This window comes from Streptomyces sp. NPDC059010 (genome assembly GCF_042740355.1).
Classification (GTDB): Bacteria; Actinomycetota; Actinomycetes; order Streptomycetales; family Streptomycetaceae; genus Streptomyces.
Window position 1 is genome coordinate 93992 of record NZ_JBHYJA010000010.1, and the last position, 22890, is coordinate 116881.

Genomic DNA, 22890 nt, shown 5'->3' on the forward strand with positions numbered 1-22890 from the left:
TCGATCATCCGGTCCTCCTGTCCGCACCCGGTCCGCAGGGCGCCGAGCATGGCGTCCGTGGCGGTCCGGGTGCGGTGTTTTCCAAGGCATCGTCACGCACGGTTCGGCCGCTGCGGCGGATGGGGCGGATGGGGCGGCCAGGGTCCGAGGGCGGGCAGTCCCTGCGCCGCCACCGGTGCGGCTGTGGGTGTGCGGCCGGACAGCCAGGCCGCCAGGTCGCGCAGACGTCCGGTGACCACCACCGTGTCCGGCCCGTCACCGACGGACCACTGCCGGGGCACGTCCTCGGCGCGGACCCGTGTGCCTGCCGGAAGGCGGCAGAGGAGGAAGTCGACGGCGTGCGCGGCCAGTTCCCCGGGCCAGTCGTCCGGCCGTACACCGAGGTTCAGGTCGACCATGTGGATCCAGGCCTCGCGCCAGCGCGCCCACACCGTCGCGGCGAGGTCCGCGTCGCGGAAGGTGACCGGACGGCCCCAGTCCGATGCGCCCGCGCGTGCCCACACCGCCTCCAGCCGGGCCATGTGTCCGGCGAGTTCGGCGCGGTGCTCGGCGGCACCACGGCCGGCCGTGGCCTCGATGATCGCGTCGCGCTCGTCCACGCCACCGTCGTAGCCCGGTACGAGCTCTGCGCGCAGGGCGTGTTCGGCGAGGCGGGTGAACATTCTCGCGTTGTCGGTGAGATGCGCGAGTACATGGCCACGCGACCAGCCCGGCAGGGTGGACGCCTCGGCGACCTGCTGGTCGTCCAGTCCGGCGACGAGCCTTTCGAGCGCGCTGTGGGCTTCGACCACCGCTGCCACGGGAGGTTTCATACGCCGCCCTCCTAGGGGGCAAGGCTCGGGCTGTCGGCTCCCGGGGCCCGCGCGGCGAGGTCGCTGAGGGGCTCACCGCTCAGCCGGCATACCGTCCACTCGTCCAGAAGCTCGACCCCGAGCGACTTGTAGAAGTCGATCGTCGGCTCGTTCCAGGCCAGGACCCACCACTCGAAGCGCTCGTAGCCGTTCCGCAGGCAGACCGCGGCGAGGGAGGCGAGCAGGGCCTTGCCGTGTCCCCCTCCCCGGGCGTCCGGCCGTACGTAGAGGTCCTCCAGGTGCATGCCACGGGCCCCGGTCCAGGTCGAGAAGCGCGGGAACCACAAGGCATAGCCCACGACGTCGCCCGAGTCGTCGTCCTCGGCGATCAGGGCGAAGGCGGCGGGATGCTCGCCGAACAGCGCCTCGCGGAGTTGCTCCTCGGTGGCCAGAGCCTGCTCAACAGCCCTTTCGTACTCGGCGAGTTCGCGGATCATCGCGCGGATCTCAGCGACGTCCTTCACAGTGGCGGCCCGAATCATGCAAGCGATCATGGGTCACCCCGGCGAGCCGTGTCCATGGGATTCCGGGCAGCTTCGCGCAGTCCCCGGTCGGGCCCGTTCGGCGTACCCGGACGGTTTCGCGGGCGTGAGGTTCCCTCGGTTCGCGGTGATTGTGTTCACGCGGTCCTCGGTGGCCGCGGGTTGTTCAGGTCACGTAGGTTCTGGCGTGTCCACCTGGTCATGTGCACTCCCAGGACCGGTGGGCTCCCGGGGGAAGCTGAGCGGTACTCAGATCCCGCCTCGACCTGTGCGGTCGGGGCGGTTTTCGGTGTGCCCTGTGACAGCGGGCGAGTGAGATCACATCACCGGCGGCCTGGCCCCCGTCGGACCGAATGCCGATCTCTTGGAGAACGCTCGCTTGAGGCACCGCCCGCCCCTCTGGCCGATCCCCGTGCTCTGGACCCTCGCCCTCGGCCTGTGGGGGCTCTCCCGGCAGGACAGCGTGTGGCGGGACGAGGCCGCGACCTGGCAGGTGGCCGGTCGGCCGGTCGCCGACATCTGGCACATGCTGGGTCAGGTCGACGCCGTACACGGGCTCTATTACCTGCTGATGCACGGGCTCTTCGAGTGCTTCGGGGCCGGTACCACCACCCTTCGACTGCCCTCCGTGCTGGCCACGGCGGTGGCGGCCGCCTGCGTCACGGTCATCGGCGGGCGGCTGGCCGGAGGTTGGGCGGGCCTGGCGGGAGGGCTGGCGTTCGGTCTGCTTCCGGCCGTGCAGTTCTATCTGCAGGAGGGCCGCCCGTACGCGCTCGTCGCGGCCGGCGCCGGCATCTCGACGCTGCTCCTGGTGACCGTGCTCCAGGGACGTGGCCGTACGCGGCACTGGGCCGGCTACGCGGGCACGGTCGCGGTGTGCGGGCTGCTCAACTGGCTGTCGCTGCTGATCCTGCCCGCGCACCTGGCGACCCTGCTGTGGACGCGGGCCCGGCGCGGAACCCGGGTGCGCTGGGCCGTGGCCGCGACGCTCGCGGTGACGGCCGTGGCGCCGTTGATCCTGTTCAGCCGCCGCCAGTCCGACCAGGTCTCCTGGATCCCTCCGCTGACCTGGCACATGCTCATCGGCCCGGCGATCCTGCTGGCCCTCGGCGGCCTCGGGGCCCTGCTGGACCGGCCGCGCGAGAAGCGGCTGTCGGTGGCGGCCGTGGCGCTGCCGCTGCTGGCGGTGCCGCAGCTCTGCCTCCTCGGCCTCTCCCTGGTCCGGCCGCTCTTCCTGGACCGCTACGTCCTGTTCAGCATGCTCGGTCTGGCCCTGCTGATCGGCACGGCGCTGGGGACCGCCGTACGGGCGACCAGGCCCCGGTTCCCCAGGACGTCGCTGTGGCTCGTCCCTGCGGTGGTCGCCGTGGCGGTGGCGGCGCTGCTCCCGCAGTCGCTGGCCAAGCGGTCCCCGGCCAGCCGGGTGGACGACGTCCTGGCGATAGCGGAGGACGTACGGCGGCTCAAGGAGGGCGGGGACGCGGTGGTGTTCCTGCCCGCGGCCCGGCGCGACACCGCGCTCGTCTCCCCCGGCCACTTCACCGGCCTGCGGGACATAGCGCTGGCGGAGAGCCCCGTGGCGTCGGGGACGTTGAAGGGCGAGGAGGCGGATCCGGCCCGGATACGGTCCGCGATGCTGGCACAGCACCGGATACTGCTGGTCACCGACGCCTCCGACGTGGCCCGGCCGGTGTCGAACGAGCGGGACAAGGCGAAGGCCGCCGTACTGAAGGAGCACTTCACGGTGGTGGCGGACGAACAGGTCCGCGGGCGGCGGGTGACGGTGTACGAACGGCTGGAGCCGGCGAAGGACGCCTGATGCCCGATGCAAGGCGCCTTCGCCGGCCCGTCGGTTCAGCCGGTCAGTGGAACTGCGGCACGATCAGACAGATCCCGTACACCACCACCGCCGCGCAGGCCAGGAAACACAGCCCGGCCTGGGCGAAGCCGAAGGCGGACGTGCCGTCGCCCTCCGCGCGCGCCCCTTCGTGGCGGGCCAGGCCCAGCACGCCGAGGGCGAAGACGGCGACCACGGCCACCGTGACGGCCAGGCTCACCGCGGCGACCTGGCCGAGTGCGGTCCAGTCGAGGCTCATGATGTGAACTCCCCTTGTCTCAGGCGGCTGTGTCTCAGGCGGCCGTGCCGACCTTGGCCGGCTCGGTGCTGCGGATCGTGACCTCGTGGTCGTCGTTGACGTTGTGCGCGGACACCGGGTTGCGGCGCGAGGCGAACACGATGCCGGCGGCGACGGCGGCCCCGACCAGGGCGACCACGGCCGTACCGATGTTGCCGCCGTGGGTGACCACGCTCGCCGAGACACCGCCGACCAGCGCGGCGGCCGGCAGGGTGACCAGCCAGGCCACGACCATGCGGCCGGCGACGCCCCAGCGGACCTCCGCCAGCCGGCGGCCGAGCCCCGCGCCGAGGATGCTGCCGGAGGCGACCTGCGTGGTCGACAGGGCGAAGCCCAGGTGGGCCGAGGTGAGGATGACCGTCGTGGACGCCGTCTCGGCCGCGAAGCCCTGCGGGGACTGGATCTCCGTCAGGCCCTTGCCCATCGTGCGGATGATCCGCCAGCCGCCGAGGTAGGTGCCGAGACCGATGGCCAGACCGGCCGAGGCGATGACCCACAGGGGCGGGCCCGCGTCATGGCCGAGCGCGCCCGCCGAGATCAGGGTCAGCGTGATGACGCCCATCGTCTTCTGCGCGTCGTTCGTGCCGTGGGCCAGCGAGACGAGCGAGGCCGAGGCGATCTGACCGACGCGGAAGCCCTTGGTGACGGACTCCTTGCGGGCACGAGCGGTGACCTTGTACGCCAGGTAGGTGGCCAGCAGTGCCGCGATCCCCGCCACGAGGGGCGAGGCCACCGCCGGGATCAGCACCTTCTCGACAACCTTGTCAAAGTGCACGCCATGGGCCCCCGCACCGACCCAGACGGCCCCGATCAGCCCGCCGAACAGCGCGTGCGACGAACTGGACGGCAGCCCGACCAGCCAGGTGAGCAGATTCCACAGAATGGCCCCGACGAGGCCGGCGAAGATCATGCCCGGTGTGACGAGTGTGTCGTCCACGATGCCGCCGGAGATCGTCTTGGCGACCTCGGTGGACAGAAAGGCGCCGACGACGTTCAGGACACCGCTGATGAGCACGGCCGTTTTCGGTTTGAGCGCCCCCGTGGCGATGGACGTGGCCATCGCGTTCGCCGTGTCGTGGAATCCATTGGTGAAGTCGAAGGCAAGGGCCGTCACAATGACGACCGCCACCAAGAACGTGATGTGGTCCATTCCCCAATGCAAACAAGCGTCGGCCAATAAACGGGGAACTGACGGCAAAGCATGTCCCAGGAGCAGGGGCGTGAATCGTAAGACTATTGCGAAAGCGGGGTGGTGAACGGATCTACGATCGCCCCATGAGCATCCGCTGGACGTACGCCTTCGTCGACCGCCCCGCAGCGTCCTTCGGCCGGGCCCACGCCTTCTGGACCGCGGTGACGGACACCCGGCCGTCCGCGTTCCGCGGCGCGCGGGACGAGTTCGTGACCCTGCTGCCCGGCGGCGGGGCCGACGCCTGCGTCAAGGTGCAGGGCGTCGACTCGGGCGCCGGTGGCGCGCATCTCGACCTCGTCACGGACGACGTACCGGAACTCGTGGAGTCGGCGCTCAAGCTGGGCGCGGGTGTCGCCGCCGGGCACGAGGGGTGGGCCGTGCTGCGGTCGCCCGCCGGGCAGTTGTTCTGCGCCGTGCCCTGGCACGGGGAGTCGGTGCGCCCGCCCGTGGTGCGCGGCAGCCGGCTCGACCAGGTCTGCGTCGACGTACCGCCATCGCTCTACGACGCCGAAGTCGCCTTCTGGAGCGCCCTGTTGGACGGCTGGGAGTCGGTGCCGGGCTCCCTCCCCGAGTTCCATGTGCTCAAGCCGCCGCCCGGGCTGCCGGTCCGCATCCTGCTCCAGCGGCTCGGCGAGGAGCGGCGCGGCTCCGCCCACCTGGACCTGGCCTGCGCGGACATCGCGGCGACCCGTGCCAGGCACGAGGAGCTGGGCGCGTCCTTCGTCGCCCGGGGCGCCCACTGGACGGTGATGCGCGATCCGGCGGGCGGCGTGTACTGCCTGACGGGACGGGATCCGGAGACCGGCGGGCTACCGCGGCCCTGAGTCCGGGCCCGTGAGGACGACGCAGAGCGCCCGGCCGTCCTCGTCGGGCGTGGCGCCCGCACACGCCGACTCCCACCCCTCCGGCGGCGTGTGCGACGGACTGGCCTCCTGCCAGCTGTACGGTCCCGGCGGTTCGGCCGAGTCCTGGAGCCAGAGTGTCGCGGCGCCCGCGACGGCCACGAGGATCACCCACGCCACCACGACCCACCGCCATAAGCGGCGCCGTCCCGTCACGTCCACGGCTCCACGGCCACCACCGCGTCCACCGGGATCGGCCCGTACACATGGGGGAACTCCTCGCTCCCGGGCTTCGGTTCCTCGTACTTCAGCGGCACGTCGAGTCGTGCCGGGTCCACGACCAGCACCACCAGTTCGTCGGGGCCGTCGTAGGAGCCGTACAGGAAGGCGGCCACGGCCGGGAGCTGGGCGCGGGTCGAGCAGTGGATGAAGCCCTCCTCCTGGAGGGTGCGGCCGCGCGTCGACATCTCGTACGTGCCGCGCTCACGGGCGGCGTCCCACAGGGAGCGTTCGGTGATGTGCAGGATGTACGTGTGTTCGGGCATGGGGTGAGGTTACGGCCTCAGCCGGGCCGCCCGCGCGTGCAAATAGCGCTGCTCCGGCAGGCTCAGGGTCTTGCCGGCCGCGGCCTCGTAGGCGGCGCGCGCCTCGTCGTACGCTCCCACCCGCTCCAGCAGATGACCGCGGACCGCGTCCAGCCGGTGCCCGGCACCCAGCTCGTCCTCCAGTTCGCCCAGTTCGGCCAGTGCGGCCCGCGGTCCCCGGACCATGGCGACGGCGACCGCGCGGTTGAGGCGCTCGACGGGGCCGGGGACGAGGCGCGTCAGGACGTCGTAGAGGCCGAGGATCTCCTGCCAGTCGGTCTCCTGCGCGGACGGCGCCTCGTCGTGGACGGCGGCGATGGCGGCGCGCAGTTGGTACGGGCCCGCGCGGCCCCGGGAGAGGGCACGGGTGACCAGGGCGACGCCCTCGTCGATCGCGGCCTTGTCCCAGCGGTCGCGGTCCTGCTCGTCGAGCGGGACGAGCTCTCCGTGCGGGCCGGTGCGGGCGTCGCGGCGGGCGTCGGTGAGCAGCATCAGGGCGAGCAGGCCGGCCACCTCGCCGTGGTCGGGGAGGAGCCGGTGGACCGTGCGGGTCAGCCGGATCGCCTCACCGGCGAGGTCCCGCCGCGTCAGGCTCGCGCCCGAGGTGGCCGTGTAGCCCTCGTTGAAGATCAGGTACAGGGTCTGCAGGACCGCCGGCAGCCGGTCCTCCCAGTTGTCGGGCCGCCCGAAGCGCACCCCGCGGACCTTCTGTTTGGCCCGGCTGATGCGCTGGGCCATCGTCGCCTCGGGCACGAGATACGCACGGGCGATCTCCGCCGTGGTCAGACCGCCGACGGCGCGCAGGGTGAGGGCGATCTGGGCGGGCGGGGTCAGGTCGGGGTGGCAGCAGAGGAAGAGCAGGGTGAGGGTGTCGTCCTCACGGGGAGCGCGGTCCGCGCCGGGCGGCGGGGCCGTGAAGGCTCCCCCAGTGCCCGAAGGGCCTGGGAGGTGCCCCCATCGCGGTGCCAGCGCCACGGCCTTCTCCTCCCGGGCCCGGCGTGCCTCCTCCGCCCGCAGCGCGTCGGTCAGCCGACGTGCCCCCACCTTGATCAGCCAGCCGCGCGGGTTGTCCGGGACCCCGGTCCGCGGCCACTGCCCGGCCGCCGCGAGCAGCGCCTCCTGTACGGCCTCCTCGGCGCTGTCGAAGTGGCCGTACCGCCGCACCAGCGCGCCGAGGACCTGCGGCGCGTGGCGGCGCAGCAGGTCCTCGGTCTCGGGTGTGGTGCGCATGTCCCGTCGTTCCGTACGGCTCAGACGTCCCCGGAGCCGTCGTCGATGGGCCGGATCACGACCGGGTACGCGGGGGCCCCGGCGGGCTGGGGGCACTGGAGGACGCGTTCGGCGATCTCCGTGACCCGCTCCAGGCTCGCGCAGTCCAGGACCCAGTAGCCGGCCAGCAGTTCCTTGGTCTCGCTGTACGGCCCGTCGGTGATCACCGCCTTGCCGTCGTCGCCCAGGGCGACGTGCCGGGTCTTCGCGGGCTCGGTCAGCCCCTGTCCGTCGATCATCTCGCCGGTCTCGGCGAGGTCGTCGTTGAGGGCCTGCATGAAGGCGTACATCGCCTGGACGTCCTGCTGGCTCCAGGCCACGGAGTGCTCGGAACCCCGGCCCTTCATCGCCTCGTAGTCCGCCTGCGTGCCCTGCACCATGACCAGGTACTTCATCAGTCCGCTCCTTCGGTTTCCGTCGGCTCGGGCCGCCCGTGGCGGGCGGCTCTCACAGGGGACGTCGGAGCCGGACCGGGTTTCTCGACACGGGGTTCAGGATTTTTTCGCGGCTGGTGTCTCGGGCTGTTCGGGCCGCTCCGGCCGCCCGTGCTTCTCGTCGTGCTCGGCGCCTTCCTCGACATACGCCTCGCAGTCGGGGTTCCGGCACGGGCCGCCCACCCAGGTGGGGACCCAGGCGCCCAGCGTCTTGTGGCGCTTGACGACGGTGTCGACGGGCTGTCCGCAGAAGGGACAGACGTGCTCTTGGCTGCCCATGCCCTCAGAGTAGGGCGGGAGACCGCTCAGCGCTTCCTGCTGTACGTACGAACCACGACGCCGTTGCCGAGCGTCCGCACCCCGTCGAAGGTGAACTCCGTGATGGCGAGGCCCGAGCCGAACATCGGCATGCCCGTGCCGTACACGATGGGGTAGGTCTTGATGACGAGCTCGTCGATCTCGTCGAGCAGTTCACCCGCGATCTGCGAGCCGCCGCACAGGTAGATGCCCAAGGCGCCGTCCTCGGCCTTGAGTTCGCGCACCTTGGCGACCAGGCCGTCGCCGATGATCTCGACCTTGGGGTCGGGCGACTCGGTCAGGGTGCGCGAGGCGACGTACTCGCGCAGATGGGCGTAGGGGCTGGTGATGCCCTCCTTCAGGGCCAGGTCGTAGCTGCCCCGGCCCTGGATGATCGTGTCGAACCTTTTGTTCTCCAGACCTTCGAGGCCGAGCGCCCGGCGGCCGTGGGTCGGCAGCGTCTCCGGGTATTCGCCCTGGAGGAAGGCGAGGTATTCCTCGTCGACGAAGGCCGTCATCGCCGACCCGTCTCCGCTCGGGTCCCCGATGAACCCGTCGATCGAGCAGGCGATGAAGTACGTGAGCTTTCGCAAGCCGGTCTCTTTTCGTAGGCCACTCAACCACTCCGGTTGTAGTGCTTCAGTTGTACTACTTCGCTTGTAGTGGTTGCAAGCGCGTTTCCGGTACCGGGCGAAAGTGAGAGAAGGGCTTCCGGATGTCGGGTCCGGAGAGGCAGGGCGCCGGGTGGGGATCAGCCGCGCGGCTCGCGCCACATCGGCCACATCCGGGGGCCGTCGGGGAGGTCGAGGGGGCGGTCCTTGAGCTCGAAGCCGAGGCGTTCGTACAGCCTCCGGCTGCGGGCGTTGCTCGCCTCCAGATAGGCGGGCAGGCCGTCCCGGTCGCAGCGGTCGAGGACCGAGGCGATGAGCGCGGTGCCGAGGCCCTGCCCCTGGTGCCGGGGATCGACGGCGATCATCCACAGGTATTCATGCGCACGGCCGGAGGGGTGGACACCTGCGGTCAGCCGGGCGATCTGCTCCACCCGCTCGTTGTCCGGGTCGACCGCGGCACGCAGCCGTGCCGCGTCCTCGTCGTCGGCGTGCTCGGGATCGGGTCCGTGCTCCTGCGCGGGTACGGACAGCCACAGCGCGCAGGCCGTGCCGCCCTCGGTGAGGTCGATACGGCCGTCGGCCAGCACGATGTCGGTGAAGGCGGCCATCAGCGCGGGGTGCCGGGTACGGCGGTGCTCCTCACCCGGAAACACCCAGCCGCTCACCGGATCGTCCTGGAAGGCCGCGTCCAGCAGCCCGACCACCAGCTCCCGGTCCGCTTCCCCCGCCGTCCGGATCGCCACGCCCATGTGTACCCACCCCTTCACGTCAACCGCCCTTGATCGTAGGGGGGTTGGGGCGTGCGTGCCGTCCACGGAAGGAGTTTGTCGAGATCTGACCGGCGCACAGGGACGGGCCCCGCACACCGTGGGGATGTGCGGGACCCGCCATTCCGGAGCCTTCGACTGCCGTACGGGGTCAGGAACCGTACGGCCCCCTGGCTCCGGGGTCCTGAGCAGTGCCGTCGGCTTCCGCCATGGCCAGGCCTTCAGTTGCTGCGTCGCGTCACGAACTCGGCGAGGGCCAGGAGTCCGCCCGCCTCCTCCGGGTCGGGGACCGCGCGGGCCAGTTCCTGCATGGCGCGGGCCATCCGGTCGGCGGCCTGGGCCTGCGCCCAGTCGCGTCCCCCCGCTCGCTCGACGGCGAGCGCGATCCGGGCGATGCTCTCCTCGTCCTCCTTGTCGCAGGTCAGTTCGTACAGCGCGGCCAGTTCCGCCGCCGCCGGACCGCCGGAGGTCAGCGCCGCGACGACCGGGAGGGACTTCTTGCGGGCGGCGAGATCCGCGCCGGCCGGCTTGCCGGTGTGGCTCGGGTCGCCCCATATGCCGATCACGTCGTCGATGAGCTGGAAGGCGAGCCCCGCCTCACGGCCGAACGCGTCCAGCGCCGTCACGTCCTCCTCGGCCGCTCCCGCGTACAGCGCGCCGAGCGCGCAGGCGCACCCCAGCAGCGCGCCCGTCTTGGCCTCGGCCATGGCGAGCACCTCGTCGAGGCCGACCTCGGTGGGGCCCCGCTTCTCCATCGACGTGTCCGCGTGCTGGCCGGCGCACAGTTCCACGACGCAGTCCGCGATCCGCACGGCGGCCGCGGTGGACGCCGGGTGCGGGTCCTCGGCGAGCAGCCGCAGTGCCAGCGCCTGGAGGGCGTCCCCGGCGAGGATGGCGGCGGCGTCACCGAACACGGTCCATGCGGTGGGCCGGTGCCGACGGGTGGTGTCCCGGTCCATCACGTCGTCGTGCAACAGCGTGAAGTTGTGCACCAGTTCCACCGCCACGGCCGCCGGTACGGCAGCCGCCCGCGCCCCCGGTCCGCCGAGTGCGGCGGCCGCCGTGAGGACGAGGGCGGGACGGATCGCCTTGCCCGCGCCGCCCGCCGCCGGGGTGCCGTCCGCATGCTCCCAGCCGAAGTGATAGCGCGCGACCCGGCGCATGGAGTCCGGCAACGACTCGACGGCGGCGCGCAGTTCGGGGTCGGCCAGGGCCCGGGCGCGCTCCAGGATGACCGCTGCCTCGGGACCGTCGAGCGGGCCGGTCGTGGTGGAACGCCGCGTCGTTCGCGTCGTCGACTCGGCCATGGGTTCCCTCTCGGAGAGTCCGCGGGCGATGGCGTTCCCGCTGCGGCTGGGCGCGTACGACGAGGATGTACCCGCCCTGCCCCGCGCGGACACGGCCCCCAGGTGCGGAAACGTCACCTCCAGCGCCCGATCTCGACGTTCTCCAGCACACCGAGGGCGTCCGGTACCAGAACCGCTGCCGAGTAGTAGGCCGTCACGAGGTACTTGATGATGGCCTGTTCATTGATGCCCATGAACCGGCAGGACAGGCTCGGCTCGATCTCGTCCGGGATGCCCGCCTGCTGCAGACCGATGACGCCCTGCTCGGTCTCGCCGGTACGCATGGCGATGATCGAGGTCGTACGGGCCTCGGTGACCGGGATCTTGTTGCACGGGTAGATCGGGACGCCGCGCCAGGTGGGGATGCGGTTGCCGGCGATCTCGATCGTCTCGGGCACGAGTCCGCGCTTGTTGAGCTCACGCCCGAACGCGGAGATCGCGCGCGGGTGCGCGAGGAACAGCTTGGTGCCGCGGCGCCGGCAGAGCAGCTCGTCCATGTCGTCGGGGCTGGGCACGCCGTCGTGCGGCTGGAGCCGCTGGTCGTACTCGCAGTTGTTGAGCAGCCCGAACTCGCGGTTGTTGATGAGCTCGTGCTCCTGGCGCTCCTTCAGCGCCTCCACGGTCAGCCGGAGCTGCTGCTCGGTCTGGTTCATCGGCTGGTTGTAGAGGTCGGCCACGCGCGTGTGGATGCGCAGCACGGTCTGGGCGACGCTCAGTTCGTACTCGCGGGGCCTGGCCTCGTAGTCGACGAAGGTGTGCGGGATGTCGGGCTCGCCGCTGTGGCCGGCGGCGAGGTCGATCTCCTTCTCGCCGTACTTGTTGGTGCGCTGGTCCGGGATCGACCGCAGCTGATCGATGTGCCCGCGCAGGGAGTCGGCGCGCTCCGCGACCTGCTCGAAGTCCTGGCGGCGCAGGACGAGCACCGTGCACGCGGTGGCCGCGCGGACCGTGTACTCCCAGATCGTGTCGGGGTCGAGCAGCGCCTGCTCGCCGAGGTAGGCCCCGTCGGCGAGGACGCCCAGGGACTCGTCCTCCCCGTACGGCCCGCTGCCGAGCTTCTCCACCCTGCCGTGCGCCAGCAGATACACCTCGTCGGTCCGGCTGCCGAACGAGGTGATCAGGTTCCCCGCCGCGAACTCCCGCTGCTGGCAGCGCTGGGCCAGCTCCGCCAGCACGTCCTCGTCCTCGTACGACCGCAGGGCCGGCAGTTCGCGCAGTTCGGCGGGGATCACCTCGACACGGTCGCCGGTCTTCACGAACGTGATGCGTCCGTCCCCCACGGCGTAGGTCAGACGCCGGTTGACGCGGTACGTGCCGCCCTGGACGTTCACCCATGGCAGCGTGCGCAGCAGCCAGCGGGAGCTGATCTCCTGCATCTGGGGTGCGGACTTGGTCGTGGTGGCCAGGTTCCGCGCAGCCGCAGTGCCGAGACTCTGCTGCGGCGTGCCCTGCTCCGTGCGGACCTCTTCGCCTACCGACATAAGGAATTGCCCTCCCGTCATGCCCCGGCGCCTATCTGGCACCGCGCATCGCGCTCTGCACGACCGAGCCTTCCATCACGGGGTGTGTCTGTGCTATTACCCGAAAGAGCGGGAATGGATCACCGGCGGGTGGGCAGATGGGGGCCACTTGTCCATGCGTCCGCCGCCCTCACGCGCCCTGGCCGAAACAGGTCGCACGCTGTACCGCTTGAGGAGTCCCGTCCGCCCGTTCTCGGTAAAGCACCTGTACGGGGCGGCTGCGCTCGGCGGCCGACGCAGGTGTGAAGGAGGCGGTCATGGCCTCACCCATGTCCGCGAGCAAGTTCCTGGAGAGACTCAAGGCGGAGGGCGTCACGGTCGTCGAGGTCGGCGACTGGGAGCACCACAACCGCAATCACGTGGGGCCCTGGGGTCCCGTGCACGGCGTGATGATCCACCACACGGTGACCAAGGGGAGCGAGCACACGGTGCAACTCTGCCGTGACGGCTACGCCGGGCTGCCGGGTCCGCTGTGCCACGGCGTCATCACCAAGGACGGCAGGGTCCACCTGGTCGGCTACGGCCGCGCCAACCACGCCGGTCTCGGCGACGACGACGTCCTGCGCGCGGTCATCGCGGAGACGGCGCTGCCGCCCGACAACGAGGCGAACACCGACGGCAACCGGCACTTCTACGGCTTCGAGTGCGAGAACCTGGGCGACGGAGAGGACCCTTGGCCGGAGGTCCAGCTGGAGGCGATCGAACGGGTCTCGGCCGCCGTCTGCCGCTATCACGGGTGGACGGAACGGTCGGTGATCGGGCATCTGGAGTGGCAGCCGGGGAAGGTGGATCCTCGGGGGTTCACCATGGCGTGGATGCGGGGGCGGATCGGGGACCGGTTGGGGTAGGGCGAGGAGACGGGGAGGCCCGTCGGCCCCCACGCCGGGCGACAATGGCAGGGTGACCAGCCCTGATGCCGTACCCGATCTCGCCGAGTTGCGTCCCCGGCTTCCCTCGCCGTTGGCGGAGGTCGTGGACGAGCGGTTCTCCCGGCGTGGTGTTCGGCTGCTGCTGAAGCGGGACGATCTGATCCACCCGGAGCTGATCGGCAACAAGTGGCGCAAGCTCGCGCCGAATCTGGTCGCCGCCGCCGGCCGTACGGTCGTCACCTTCGGCGGCGCCTACTCCAACCATCTGCGGGCCACCGCGGCGGCGGGACGGCTGCTCGGGCTGTCCACGGTGGGGGTGGTGCGGGGGCAGGAGCTCGCCGACCGGGCGCTCAATCCGTCGCTGGCCCGGTGTGTGGCCGACGGTATGCGGCTGCACTTCGTCGACAGATCGACGTACCGCCGCAAGACCGAGCCGGAATCGCTGGCCGCCGTACTGCGCGCGGTGGGCGCGGAGGAGGCGTACGTCGTACCGGAGGGCGGCAGCAATGCCCTTGCGGTACGGGGGTGCCGGGCGCTCGGGGAGGAGCTGCGGGGGCGGGCCGAGGTGGTCGCGGTCGCCTGTGGGACGGGCGGGACGCTGGCGGGGCTCGCTGCCGGGCTCGGTTCTGGGCAGCGGGCGCTGGGTGTGCCGGTGCTCAGGGGCGGGTTCCTCGGTGGTGACGTACGGGCGCTGCAGGGCGAGGCGTTCGGCGGGCCGAGGGGTGAGTGGTGGCTCGACGAGCGGTTCCACTTCGGGGGGTACGCCCGCACCACTCCTGAGCTCGACGCCTTTGCCGAGGACTTCGAGGAGCGGCACGGGGTGACCGTAGAGCGTCTCTATGTCGCCAAATTGCTGTATGGAGTTGTCCGCCTCGCCGAGGAAGGCGCCTTTCCCCGCGGGACCACGGTCGCCGCCGTGGTCACCGGGGCCCCGTTCGCCGGGTGACCGCTCCTCACCCCGCCTCCCGGTAGGCCGCCGCCTCCTCCAGGTCCAGCCTGCGCAGCAGCGTTCGCAGCATCTCGTCGTCGATATAGCGACCGTCGCGGAGCTTGACGAACACCGCCCGTTCGGCGCCGATCACCTCGCGGGACAGCCGGCGGTAGGTGTCGTCGACGGATTCGCCGGTGATGGGGTTGGCCTGGCCGAGGCGTTCCCAGACGGAGTTGCGGCGGCGTTCCAGGACCGCTCGCAGGCGGTCGGCCAGGGGGTCGGGGAGGGTGTTGCGGTCGTCGGCGAGGAGTTCGTCGAGGCGTCGTTCGGCAGCGCGGGAGGCCTGGGCCTGGGCGTTCGCCTCGGCGAGGGTCTCCGCTTGCGGGTCGCGGCCGGGAAGTCTCAGCGCGCGGATCAGCGGTGGCAGTGTCACGCCCTGGACGACCAGGGTGCCGATGACCGTCGTGAAGGTCAGGAAGAGGATGAGGTTGCGCTCGGGGAACGGCTCGCCGCCGTTGACGGTCAGCGGGATCGAGAAGGCGATGGCGAGCGACACCACGCCCCGCATACCGGCCCAGGAGATGATGAAGGGGCCCTTCCAGTCCAGGTCCCCCTCGCGTTCGCGGATCCGCTCGGACATCATGCGCGGAAGGAACGTCGCCGGATAGACCCATACGAAGCGCGAGACGACGACCACCGCGAAGACCGCGATCGCGTACCAGGCGGCGCGGCCGCCCTCGTACTCGCCCAGGCCCTTGAGGACGACGGGCAGCTGCAGTCCGATCAGCGCGAACACCGCCGACTCAAGGACGAACGCGACCATCCGCCACACCGCCTCCTCCTGCAGGCGGGTCGCGAAGTCGACCTCCCACGCGCGATGTCCCAGGTAGAGCGCGACGACCACGACCGCCAGCACTCCGGAGGCATGGACCTGCTCGGCGGCGGCGTACGCGACGAACGGGATCAGCAGGGAGAGGGTGTTCTGCAGCAGCGCCTCCTTGAGATGCGTGCGCAGCCAGTGGATCGGCACCATCAGCACCAGTCCCACGCCGATGCCGCCGACCGCGGCGAGCAGGAACTCGCCGATGCCCCCGGCCCAGGTGGCGCCCTCGCCGACGGCCGCGGCGAGCGCCACGCGGTAGGCGGTGATCGCGGTGGCGTCGTTCACCAGGGACTCGCCCTGGAGGATGGTGGTGACCCGGGACGGCAGCCCCACCCGGCGCGCCACCGCCGTCGCCGCGACCGCGTCCGGCGGCGCCACCACCGCGCCCAGCACCAGCGCCGCGGTCAGCGGCAGCCCCGGCACGACGAGATACGCGATCCAGCCGACGGCGAAGGTCGCGAAGAGGACGTAGCCGACCGACAGCAGCATCACCGGACGCATCTGAGCCCGCAGATCGAGATACGAGCTGTCCGTCGCCGCAGTGTGCAGCAGCGGCGGCAGCACCAGCGGCAGGACGATGTGCGGGTCGAGGGTGTAGTCGGGCACTCCCGGCACGTACGAGACCACGAGCCCGGCCGCGACGAGCAGCAGCGGCGCCGGCACGGGCGTGCGACGCGCGGCCGCGGCCACGACGGCGCTCCCCGCCACCAGCAACAGCAGCGGCATCACTTCCATACGCCTCGCCCACCCCTCACCGCTCGCCCCGCCCTGCGCCGCCCCACCGGCGACCCGTTCATGGTCTGCGCCCGCCGTCGTTCATGGTCGCCGGTGCCCGCCCTCGATTTTCCGCGCGGTCGCGCGCGTGGCCGTCGTAACCTGGCAATCATGAAACAGTGCACGCACGCCGACGCGCTGCCGCACCCGGAACCCGGCCCGCTGAGCGAGACGTGTCCCGAGTGTCTGGCGGAGGGCTGGCACCCGGTGCAGCTGCGGCTGTGCCTCACCTGCGGTCACGTCGGCTGCTGCGACTCCTCGCCGGGGCGGCACGCCACCGAGCACCACAAGCAGTCCGGGCACCCGGTCATGCGGACGTTCGAGCCCGGCGAGCGCTGGCGGTGGTGCTTCGTCGACCACGTACTGGTGTGACGGGGACGTACGCTGGACGACCGAGGATCAGGACGGTTCGACCGTCTGACGTCTGGGTACGTCAACCCGGCGCGCGCTCTTCCCAATTGGAGCCGCAGACCCCTAGACACGGAGCGTATCCACAGGTTTACTGTGAGTGACGGCAAGGGGTTGGGGTCCTGGGGACAGGAAAGTTCAGAGCGCGATAGCGTCACCGCTGAACCATCCATCGCGTTACCCCGGGGGGCAACCCTCGGCCCCGAGAAGCTTGTACCACCATGGAGGTGAGGGTGTCCCAGATCGCAGGCGAGCCCGCGACCCAGGACTTCGTGGAAGTCCGGCTGCCGGCTGCGGGTGCCTACCTGTCGGTGCTGCGTACGGCGACTGCCGGCCTCGCGGCCCGTTTGGACTTCACCCTCGACGAGATCGAGGACCTGCGCATCGCGGTCGACGAGGCCTGCGCGATCCTGCTCCAGCAGGCCGTGCCCGGCTCGGTGCTCAGCTGCGTCTTCCGACTCGTCGACGACTCGCTAGAGGTCACCGTCTCGGCCCCGACCACGGACGGCCACGCCCCCTCCAGGGACACCTTCGCCTGGACCGTCCTGTCCGCCCTCGCGGGCAAGGTCTCCTCCGCCGTGGACGAGGACAAAACCGTTTCGATCAGCCTCTACAAACAGCGCGGCGCGGGACCCGGGCCGGCGTGAGGAACGGGGACGGGCCGGTGCGGGACGAAGAGCGCGGCACACGGGAGCTGCCGGAGAGCACTCCCCCCTGCTCGGACGGAGCCGAGAGCCTGGGGGCGGGCCCGAGCGGCCCGAGCGGTTCCCGACGCATGGTCGACGGCATCGACGGCATCCCCGAGCAGGCCCGGCCGCACCCGGAGGACGACTCCGTGGAGGGCTTCCTGGCCGACGGACGGGATGACGAAGGTGCCGTGCAGGGCGCGCCTCTGGGCGGGCGGATCGGGGTTTCCCCAGTCCGAGTGGGGGCGAGGGCTCGGGAGAGGGCGACGGGCAGGACGATGAGCGAGCACGAGCGAAACGCAGAGGACGAGGCGACGGGCGCGCACAGCGCGCAGGCCACGCAGCACGCCCCTCAGGACCGCAGCGGGGCGCGCGCCATGTTCGTCGAGCTGCGCACGCTGAAGGACGGCAGCGCGGAGTACGCGGAGCTGCGCAATCGGCTGGTCCGGATGCACCTGCCGCTCGTCGAACACCTCGCACGCCGCTTCCGCAACCGCGGCGAGCCGCTCGACGACCTCACCCAGGTCGCCACCATCGGCCTGATCAAGTCCGTCGACCGGTTCGACCCGGAGCGCGGCGTCGAGTTCTCGACGTACGCGACCCCGACGGTCGTCGGCGAGATCAAGCGGCATTTCCGCGACAAGGGCTGGGCTGTGCGGGTGCCGCGGCGCCTGCAGGAACTGCGGCTCGCTCTGACGACGGCCACCGCCGAGCTGTCCCAGCAGCACGGCCGCTCCCCCACCGTCCATGAGCTCGCCGAGAAGCTGGCGATCTCGGAGGAGGAGGTCCTGGAGGGCCTGGAGTCCGCCAACGCGTACTCCACGCTGTCCCTGGACGTCCCCGACACGGACGACGAGTCCCCCGCGGTCGCCGACACCCTCGGCGCGGAGGACGAGGCGCTGGAGGGCGTCGAGTACCGCGAGTCGCTCAAGCCGCTACTGGAGGACCTCCCGCCGCGCGAGAAGCGAATCCTGCTGCTGCGCTTCTTCGGCAACATGACCCAGTCGCAGATCGCGCAGGAGGTCGGCATCTCCCAGATGCACGTCTCCCGGCTGCTGGCCCGCACACTGGCTCAGCTGCGGGAGAAGCTGCTGGTGGAGGAGTAGCGGCCGCTTCGGTGCCGCCGACTACTTCTGATCGGGCGCGCTGCCGGGCCCCCGGATCCCGAGGGCCTGCGTCGTCTCCGAGTTGACCAGGAACACGAGGGTGGCGATCGCGGCCGCGGCGATCGCGATCCCCGCGGGAATCGCGATGCTGTCCGCCTGCAACAGGCTGTAGGCCACCGGCAGCGCCAGGATCTGTGTGATGACGGACGGCCCCCGGCTCCAGCTGCGCTGAGCGAACAGCCCGCGCGCGGCAAGCAGGGGCAGCAGGGCGAGGGCGACCAGCGTCACGCCGAGGGTGACGGCCTGCTGCCGGTCGTCCGGGTCGCCGGCCAGCCCCATTACCAGCACCCAGAGCCCCCCGACGGCGAGCCCCACCCCTTCCAGCGCGGTCAGCACGGCCGCATACGTCAGCCGCCGCGGACGCGGACCGGCGGTTTCCGGGGTGGTGGGGCTCTGCTCCTTGGTCACCCCTGAAGGGTAGCCCTCCGGGTTGTCGCCCTCGTCGGCCGTGGCGGGGTCCGGGGGCGGCGTCCCCCGGCCACGCCGACGCGGTAACCCGTGTCGAGACTCACGCCTCATCTCTTACTCGATCCCTACCTCGGCCTGTGCCCGGTACCCCCCAGTAGGTACGCTGCAACTCATGCGTGCACTTCTCGTGGTCAATCCGGCAGCAACCACCACAAGCGCACGTACGCGCGATGTCCTGATTCACGCGCTCGCCAGCGAGATGAAGCTGGAGGCCGTCACCACCGAGTACCGCGGCCACGCGCGCGACCTCGGCCGGCAGGCGGCGGAGAGCGACGACATCGACCTGGTCGTGGCCCTCGGCGGCGACGGCACCGTCAACGAGGTCGTCAACGGCCTGCTGCACGCGGGCCCCGACCCGGAGCACCTGCCCGGACTGGCCGTGGTTCCCGGCGGCTCCACCAATGTCTTCGCCCGCGCGCTGGGCCTGCCGAACGACCCAGTGGAGGCGACCGGCGCTCTTCTGGACGCCCTGCGCGACCGCAGCGAACGTACGGTCGGGCTCGGCCTGACCTCCGGCACCCCGGGCACGGACGACGAGGCGGTCCCGCCCCGCTGGTTCCTCTTCAACGCGGGGCTCGGATTCGACGCGGGTGTGGTGGGCCGTGTGGAGCAGCAGCGCGAACGCGGCCGGAAATCCACACACGCCCTCTACCTCCGCCAGGCCGCACGCCAGTTCCTGGGCGAGCCCAACCGCCGGCACGGCACGATCACCCTGGAGCGGCCGGGCGACGACCCGGTGACCGATCTGGTGCTGTCCATAGTCTGCAACACCGCCCCATGGACGTATCTGGGCAATCGTCCGGTGTACGCGGCGCCTAAGGCTTCGTTCGATACCGGGCTCGACGTACTCGGTCTCAGCCGTATGTCCACGGTCTCGGTTGCCCGGTATGCGACCCAGTTGCTCACTTCGTCCCCCGAGCGCGGGGCCCATGGTAAGCACGCGGTCACACTGCACGACCTGGACCAGTTCACCTTGCATTCGAAGGTGCCATTGCCCCTCCAGATGGACGGCGACCACCTAGGGCTGCGTACGAGCGTGACGTTCACAGGCGTACGCCGTGCACTGCGTGTGATTGTGTGAGCGGAACGGGCTAAAGTCCTTTCACTCGAACGTTTAGGCCAGGATCCACCCCATGGAAGTACGGCTGTGACCTAGTCGACACCGAGGAATCAAAAAAAACTTTCCGGAAGGGGTTGTATCCGTCGCTGAGGTTTGCGAGTCTCTACGTGGCGATCGGGACGGCCCGCAACACCGGCCTCCACTGATCACCGGAATCCCCCTTCAAATCACAGGACCCACGCCAGGGAACTGGCGGTAGGCCCTTCACTTGTTGAGGGATTCGTGAAAGCGTTCACATTCACAAGCAATCAGCACGTAATACCAAGGAGAGGTAGCAGCCATGGACTGGCGTCACAACGCCGTTTGCCGCGAGGAAGACCCCGAGCTCTTCTTCCCCATCGGCAACACCGGTCCTGCGCTGCTGCAGATCGAGGAAGCCAAGGCCGTCTGCCGTCGCTGCCCCGTTATGGATCAGTGTCTGCAGTGGGCGCTTGAGTCCGGCCAGGACTCCGGCGTCTGGGGTGGTCTCAGCGAGGACGAGCGCCGCGCCATGAAGCGCCGCGCCGCCCGCAACCGGGCCCGTCAGGCCTCCGCCTGACAACACCCGCCCCGCAAGCCTGAGCTTGGCGGCGCGTACAGCGAGTACGCATCTCCCGCCCCCGAGCCGCAGCGCGCAGTACCCCCGATGCGCAGCAAATGCTGGCAACGAGCATGTTGAGCCCCAGCCCCCTGAACGGGCTGGGGCTCTTTGCTGTCCCCACACCCCAGGCCCAGGCCTACTTGTGCGCCCGCACCGGGATGTCGAGGATCACCTGGGTCCCCCGCTCCGGTGCCGGGACCATGTCGAACGTGCCGCCCAACTCGCCTTCCACCAGGGTCCGTACGATCTGCAGGCCGAGGTTGCCCGCGGTGTGCGGGTCGAATCCCTCGGGCAGGCCCACGCCGTCGTCCTGGACGGTGACCAGGAGTCGGGCCTGCTTCGTCGTACCGCCACGGACCGCCGAGACCTCGACGGTGCCGGTGTCGCCCTCGCGGAAGCCGTGCTCCAAGGCGTTCTGGAGGATCTCGGTCAGGACCATCGACAGCGGGGTGGCGACCTCGGCGTCCAGGATGCCGAAGCGGCCGGTGCGCCGGCCGTTGACCTTGCCGGGTGAGATCTCGGCGACCATCGCCAGCACCCGGTCGGCGATCTCGTCGAACTCCACGCGCTCGTCCAGATTCTGGGAGAGCGTCTCGTGCACGATCGCGATCGAGCCGACGCGCCGCACCGCTTCTTCGAGGGCTTCGCGGCCCCGCTCGGACTCGATGCGCCGGGCCTGGAGGCGAAGCAGGGCGGCCACCGTCTGGAGGTTGTTCTTCACCCGGTGGTGGATCTCCCGGATGGTCGCGTCCTTGGTGATCAACTCGCGTTCGCGGCGGCGCAGTTCGGTGACGTCCCGGAGCAGGACCAGCGAACCGATGCGGGTGCCCTTGGGCTTGAGCGGGATCGCCCGGAACTGGATGACCCCGTCGCCCGACTCGATCTCGAAGTTGCGGGGCGCCCAGCCGCTCGCGACCTTGGCGAGCGCCTCGTCCACCGGCCCGTGGGTCGGGGCGAGTTCGGCGGTGGTCATGCCCAGGTGCTGGCCGACGAGGTCGGAGGCGAGGCCGAGGCGGTGGTAGGCGGACAGTGCGTTCGGGGAGGCGTACTGGACGGTGCCGTCGGCGTCCACGCGGATCAGGCCGTCGCCGACGCGGGGCGAGGCGTCCATGTCGACCTGCTGATTGGCGAACGGGAACGAGCCGGCCGCGATCATCTGCGCAAGGTCCGAGGCGCTCTGGAGGTACGTCAACTCCAGGCGGCTCGGGGTGCGGACGGTCAGCAGGTTGGTGTTGCGCGCGATGACTCCCAGGACGCGCCCGTCCCGTCGTACCGGAATCGACTCGACGCGGACCGGCACCTCCTCGCGCCACTCGGGGTCGCCCTCCCGGACGATGCGGCCCTCGTCCAGCGCGGCGTCCAGCATCGGGCGGCGGCCGCGTGGGACGAGGTGGCCGACCATGTCGTCCTGGTACGAGGTCGGGCCGGTGTTGGGCCGCATCTGCGCCACGGAGACATAGCGGGTGCCGTCGCTCGTGGGGACCCACAGGACGAGGTCGGCGAAGGAGAGGTCGGAGAGCAGCTGCCACTCCGAGACCAGCAGGTGGAGCCACTCAAGGTCGGAGTCGTCGAGGGCCGTGTGCTGGCGTACGAGTTCGTTCATGGAGGGCACGTGGCCGAGCGTACCTGGCGGTACGGACATGACTCGAAACCAGCCACTGGGGAGGCGATCCGGCCGTGGAAACACCCGCGGGCCGCGGCGCCTGAGAGGGACCCTCAACCCTCCCGGCACCGCAGCCCGGAGCAATATCGGCCGTGGGGTGTGCGGTCCCGGTCGGCCGAAGGTTGAGGAGCCGGGGCAGTCAGGGCAGAGAGCTCCGGTTCCTCGGTCCGCCTTCCTGTGCGGGGAAGGCGGAAGTCGGTGCGTTCTTGTTCTGCGCACTCCTACGCAGTCTTACCATTGTGGACTAGACCACTCTGCTGTGTCCATGCGTTGGAGCCTGTTTGCTGTTGGCGTTTCCACACCGGCTCCGACCGCTCGGAGAACTAGTAGGACGCCCTGGCATACACCACGCAGCCTAACCCGTGTGGGTTCATGTGCGGGGCCAGATAGCCATGGCAATTTCCGCGAGTGCCTCCAGTTCCTCCCGGCTCGCCCCGTCGCGCGCCTGTTGTGACATGCCCTGGACGATCGCGCCGGCGTGCCGGGCGAGGGCGGGGGCGTCGGTGTGGGGCGGGAGGGCGCCGGTGGCGACGTCCGCTTCGATACGGCTTCGGACGGCGGCGATGTTGGCGTTGCGCCGCCCCTTCAGCGCCTCCTCGACCTCGGGCGTCGAGCAGTTGGTCGCCGCGTGGACGACGAGACAGCCGTACGGATGGGCGGGGTCGGTGTACTCCACGGCGGCCTCGCGCAGTATCCGCGCCACGGCGGCGCGGGCGGTCGGCTCCTCGGCCAGGGCGCGATCACTGAAGGAGCCGTACCGCACGCCGTACTCGCGGACGACCTCCTCGAAGAGCGACCGCTTGTCACCGAAGGCGGCGTACAGGCTCGGGGCGCCGATGTCCATGACGCGTGTGAGGTCGGAGACGGAGGTCGCCTCGTAGCCGTGTTCCCAGAAGGCGAGGATCGCCTTCTCCAAGGCGGTCTCGCGGTCGAAGGAGCGGGGGCGGCCGCGGGGCTTGGTCGCCGGACGGGCCTTGGCCCCGGTCTGCTCACTCTCCTTGCTGCTCACCAT

The 22890-nt window shown here is 70.8% G+C and carries 26 protein-coding genes; 9 read left to right on the plus strand and 17 right to left on the minus strand.

Annotation, left to right across the window (positions count from 1 at the left end; all coding sequences use genetic code 11):
• Window positions 1-92 precede the first annotated feature (92 nt).
• Together ACFWYS_RS12700 and ACFWYS_RS12705 are read right to left on the minus strand one after the other, a co-directional pair.
• Complete coding sequence (locus ACFWYS_RS12700; RefSeq protein WP_384766491.1) at window positions 93-812, minus strand: maleylpyruvate isomerase family mycothiol-dependent enzyme; 720 nt, start codon at window positions 810-812, stop codon at window positions 93-95.
• Between the two features lie 11 nt (window positions 813-823).
• A complete protein-coding gene (locus tag ACFWYS_RS12705; RefSeq protein ID WP_384766494.1) occupies window positions 824-1333 on the minus strand; it encodes a GNAT family N-acetyltransferase in 510 nt (169 codons plus the stop codon).
• A gap of 379 nt (window positions 1334-1712) precedes the next feature.
• Between ACFWYS_RS12705 and ACFWYS_RS12710 the strand changes: the two genes are divergently transcribed.
• Window positions 1713-3152: a glycosyltransferase family 39 protein gene (locus ACFWYS_RS12710; RefSeq protein WP_384766496.1), complete on the plus strand. Its 1440-nt coding sequence runs from the start codon at window positions 1713-1715 to the stop codon at window positions 3150-3152.
• Between the two features lie 43 nt (window positions 3153-3195).
• Here the strand turns inward: ACFWYS_RS12710 and ACFWYS_RS12715 are convergent, their stop codons facing one another.
• Window positions 3196-3429 carry a hypothetical protein gene (locus tag ACFWYS_RS12715; RefSeq protein WP_384766498.1) on the minus strand — a complete coding sequence of 78 codons (234 nt, stop codon included), beginning with the start codon at window positions 3427-3429 and terminating at the stop codon, window positions 3196-3198.
• Between the two features lie 34 nt (window positions 3430-3463).
• Entirely contained in the window at window positions 3464-4618 is a 1155-nt protein-coding gene (locus ACFWYS_RS12720; protein ID WP_384766501.1) for an anion permease, read from the minus strand.
• 125 nt (window positions 4619-4743) lie between these two features.
• Here ACFWYS_RS12720 and ACFWYS_RS12725 point away from each other — a divergent pair, with 125 nt between their 5' ends.
• The gene (locus ACFWYS_RS12725) at window positions 4744-5484 is read left to right on the plus strand and encodes a VOC family protein (RefSeq protein ID WP_384766503.1); all 741 of its coding nucleotides are present in this window, start codon (window positions 4744-4746) and stop codon (window positions 5482-5484) included.
• Here the strand turns inward: ACFWYS_RS12725 and ACFWYS_RS12730 are convergent.
• The 9 genes from ACFWYS_RS12730 to ACFWYS_RS12770 all read right to left on the minus strand — a co-directional run bounded on the left by ACFWYS_RS12730 (window position 5470) and on the right by ACFWYS_RS12770 (window position 12291).
• On the minus strand, window positions 5470-5718 hold the full coding sequence (locus ACFWYS_RS12730; RefSeq protein WP_384766506.1) for a hypothetical protein: 249 nt from the start codon (window positions 5716-5718) through the stop codon (window positions 5470-5472). The two genes, ACFWYS_RS12725 and ACFWYS_RS12730, sit on opposite strands and share 15 nt — an antisense overlap.
• Complete coding sequence (locus ACFWYS_RS12735) at window positions 5715-6047, minus strand: DUF952 domain-containing protein (RefSeq protein ID WP_384766509.1); 333 nt, start codon at window positions 6045-6047, stop codon at window positions 5715-5717. The genes ACFWYS_RS12730 and ACFWYS_RS12735 overlap by 4 nt, the downstream gene beginning before the upstream one ends.
• Window positions 6048-6056: 9 nt before the next feature.
• Window positions 6057-7316, minus strand: a complete 1260-nt coding sequence (locus tag ACFWYS_RS12740) for an RNA polymerase sigma factor (protein ID WP_384766511.1) — start codon at window positions 7314-7316, stop codon at window positions 6057-6059.
• Between the two features lie 20 nt (window positions 7317-7336).
• Entirely contained in the window at window positions 7337-7750 is a 414-nt protein-coding gene (locus tag ACFWYS_RS12745; protein WP_384766514.1) for a YciI family protein, read from the minus strand.
• A gap of 96 nt (window positions 7751-7846) precedes the next feature.
• On the minus strand, window positions 7847-8068 hold the full coding sequence (locus ACFWYS_RS12750) for a hypothetical protein (RefSeq protein WP_384766517.1): 222 nt from the start codon (window positions 8066-8068) through the stop codon (window positions 7847-7849).
• 26 nt (window positions 8069-8094) lie between these two features.
• On the minus strand, window positions 8095-8679 hold the full coding sequence (locus ACFWYS_RS12755) for a dihydrofolate reductase family protein (protein WP_384766519.1): 585 nt from the start codon (window positions 8677-8679) through the stop codon (window positions 8095-8097).
• Window positions 8680-8837: 158 nt separating this feature from the next.
• Window positions 8838-9446 (minus strand): GNAT family N-acetyltransferase, encoded by a 609-nt coding sequence (locus ACFWYS_RS12760; protein WP_384766522.1) that lies wholly within the window; start codon window positions 9444-9446, stop codon window positions 8838-8840.
• 239 nt (window positions 9447-9685) lie between these two features.
• On the minus strand, window positions 9686-10771 hold the full coding sequence (locus ACFWYS_RS12765; protein WP_384766525.1) for a family 2 encapsulin nanocompartment cargo protein polyprenyl transferase: 1086 nt from the start codon (window positions 10769-10771) through the stop codon (window positions 9686-9688).
• 113 nt (window positions 10772-10884) lie between these two features.
• Entirely contained in the window at window positions 10885-12291 is a 1407-nt protein-coding gene (locus ACFWYS_RS12770; protein ID WP_384766527.1) for a family 2B encapsulin nanocompartment shell protein, read from the minus strand.
• A gap of 296 nt (window positions 12292-12587) precedes the next feature.
• On the opposite strand from ACFWYS_RS12770, the gene ACFWYS_RS12775 reads away from it, so the two are divergent.
• The gene (locus ACFWYS_RS12775) at window positions 12588-13178 is read left to right on the plus strand and encodes an N-acetylmuramoyl-L-alanine amidase (protein ID WP_384766530.1); all 591 of its coding nucleotides are present in this window, start codon (window positions 12588-12590) and stop codon (window positions 13176-13178) included.
• Window positions 13179-13230: 52 nt separating this feature from the next.
• Window positions 13231-14145 (plus strand): 1-aminocyclopropane-1-carboxylate deaminase/D-cysteine desulfhydrase, encoded by a 915-nt coding sequence (locus ACFWYS_RS12780; protein ID WP_384766532.1) that lies wholly within the window; start codon window positions 13231-13233, stop codon window positions 14143-14145.
• Between the two features lie 7 nt (window positions 14146-14152).
• Here the strand turns inward: ACFWYS_RS12780 and ACFWYS_RS12785 are convergent, their stop codons facing one another.
• Window positions 14153-15748, minus strand: a complete 1596-nt coding sequence (locus tag ACFWYS_RS12785; RefSeq protein WP_384766535.1) for a Na+/H+ antiporter — start codon at window positions 15746-15748, stop codon at window positions 14153-14155.
• A gap of 150 nt (window positions 15749-15898) precedes the next feature.
• Here ACFWYS_RS12785 and ACFWYS_RS12790 point away from each other — a divergent pair, with 150 nt between their 5' ends.
• The 3 genes from ACFWYS_RS12790 (at window position 15899) to ACFWYS_RS12800 (ending at window position 17987) form a co-directional block, all read left to right on the plus strand.
• The gene (locus ACFWYS_RS12790; RefSeq protein WP_384766538.1) at window positions 15899-16159 is read left to right on the plus strand and encodes a UBP-type zinc finger domain-containing protein; all 261 of its coding nucleotides are present in this window, start codon (window positions 15899-15901) and stop codon (window positions 16157-16159) included.
• Window positions 16160-16428: 269 nt separating this feature from the next.
• The gene (locus ACFWYS_RS12795; RefSeq protein WP_004925829.1) at window positions 16429-16842 is read left to right on the plus strand and encodes an anti-sigma regulatory factor; all 414 of its coding nucleotides are present in this window, start codon (window positions 16429-16431) and stop codon (window positions 16840-16842) included.
• Between the two features lie 17 nt (window positions 16843-16859).
• Window positions 16860-17987, plus strand: coding sequence for an RNA polymerase sigma factor SigF (locus ACFWYS_RS12800; RefSeq protein ID WP_384766541.1), 1128 nt, complete (start codon window positions 16860-16862; stop codon window positions 17985-17987).
• Window positions 17988-18008: 21 nt separating this feature from the next.
• Here ACFWYS_RS12800 and ACFWYS_RS12805 read toward each other — a convergent pair whose 3' ends face one another.
• The gene (locus ACFWYS_RS12805; protein WP_384766544.1) at window positions 18009-18455 is read right to left on the minus strand and encodes a hypothetical protein; all 447 of its coding nucleotides are present in this window, start codon (window positions 18453-18455) and stop codon (window positions 18009-18011) included.
• A 172-nt stretch (window positions 18456-18627) separates the two neighbouring features.
• Here ACFWYS_RS12805 and ACFWYS_RS12810 point away from each other — a divergent pair, with 172 nt between their 5' ends.
• Both ACFWYS_RS12810 and ACFWYS_RS12815 read left to right on the plus strand, forming a co-directional pair.
• The gene (locus ACFWYS_RS12810) at window positions 18628-19596 is read left to right on the plus strand and encodes a diacylglycerol/lipid kinase family protein (RefSeq protein WP_384766546.1); all 969 of its coding nucleotides are present in this window, start codon (window positions 18628-18630) and stop codon (window positions 19594-19596) included.
• A 319-nt stretch (window positions 19597-19915) separates the two neighbouring features.
• Complete coding sequence (locus ACFWYS_RS12815; RefSeq protein ID WP_006142322.1) at window positions 19916-20173, plus strand: WhiB family transcriptional regulator; 258 nt, start codon at window positions 19916-19918, stop codon at window positions 20171-20173.
• A 178-nt stretch (window positions 20174-20351) separates the two neighbouring features.
• Here the strand turns inward: ACFWYS_RS12815 and ACFWYS_RS12820 are convergent, their stop codons facing one another.
• Entirely contained in the window at window positions 20352-21818 is a 1467-nt protein-coding gene (locus ACFWYS_RS12820) for a sensor histidine kinase (protein WP_384766831.1), read from the minus strand.
• A gap of 430 nt (window positions 21819-22248) precedes the next feature.
• A complete protein-coding gene (locus ACFWYS_RS12825; RefSeq protein WP_384766549.1) occupies window positions 22249-22890 on the minus strand; it encodes a TetR/AcrR family transcriptional regulator in 642 nt (213 codons plus the stop codon).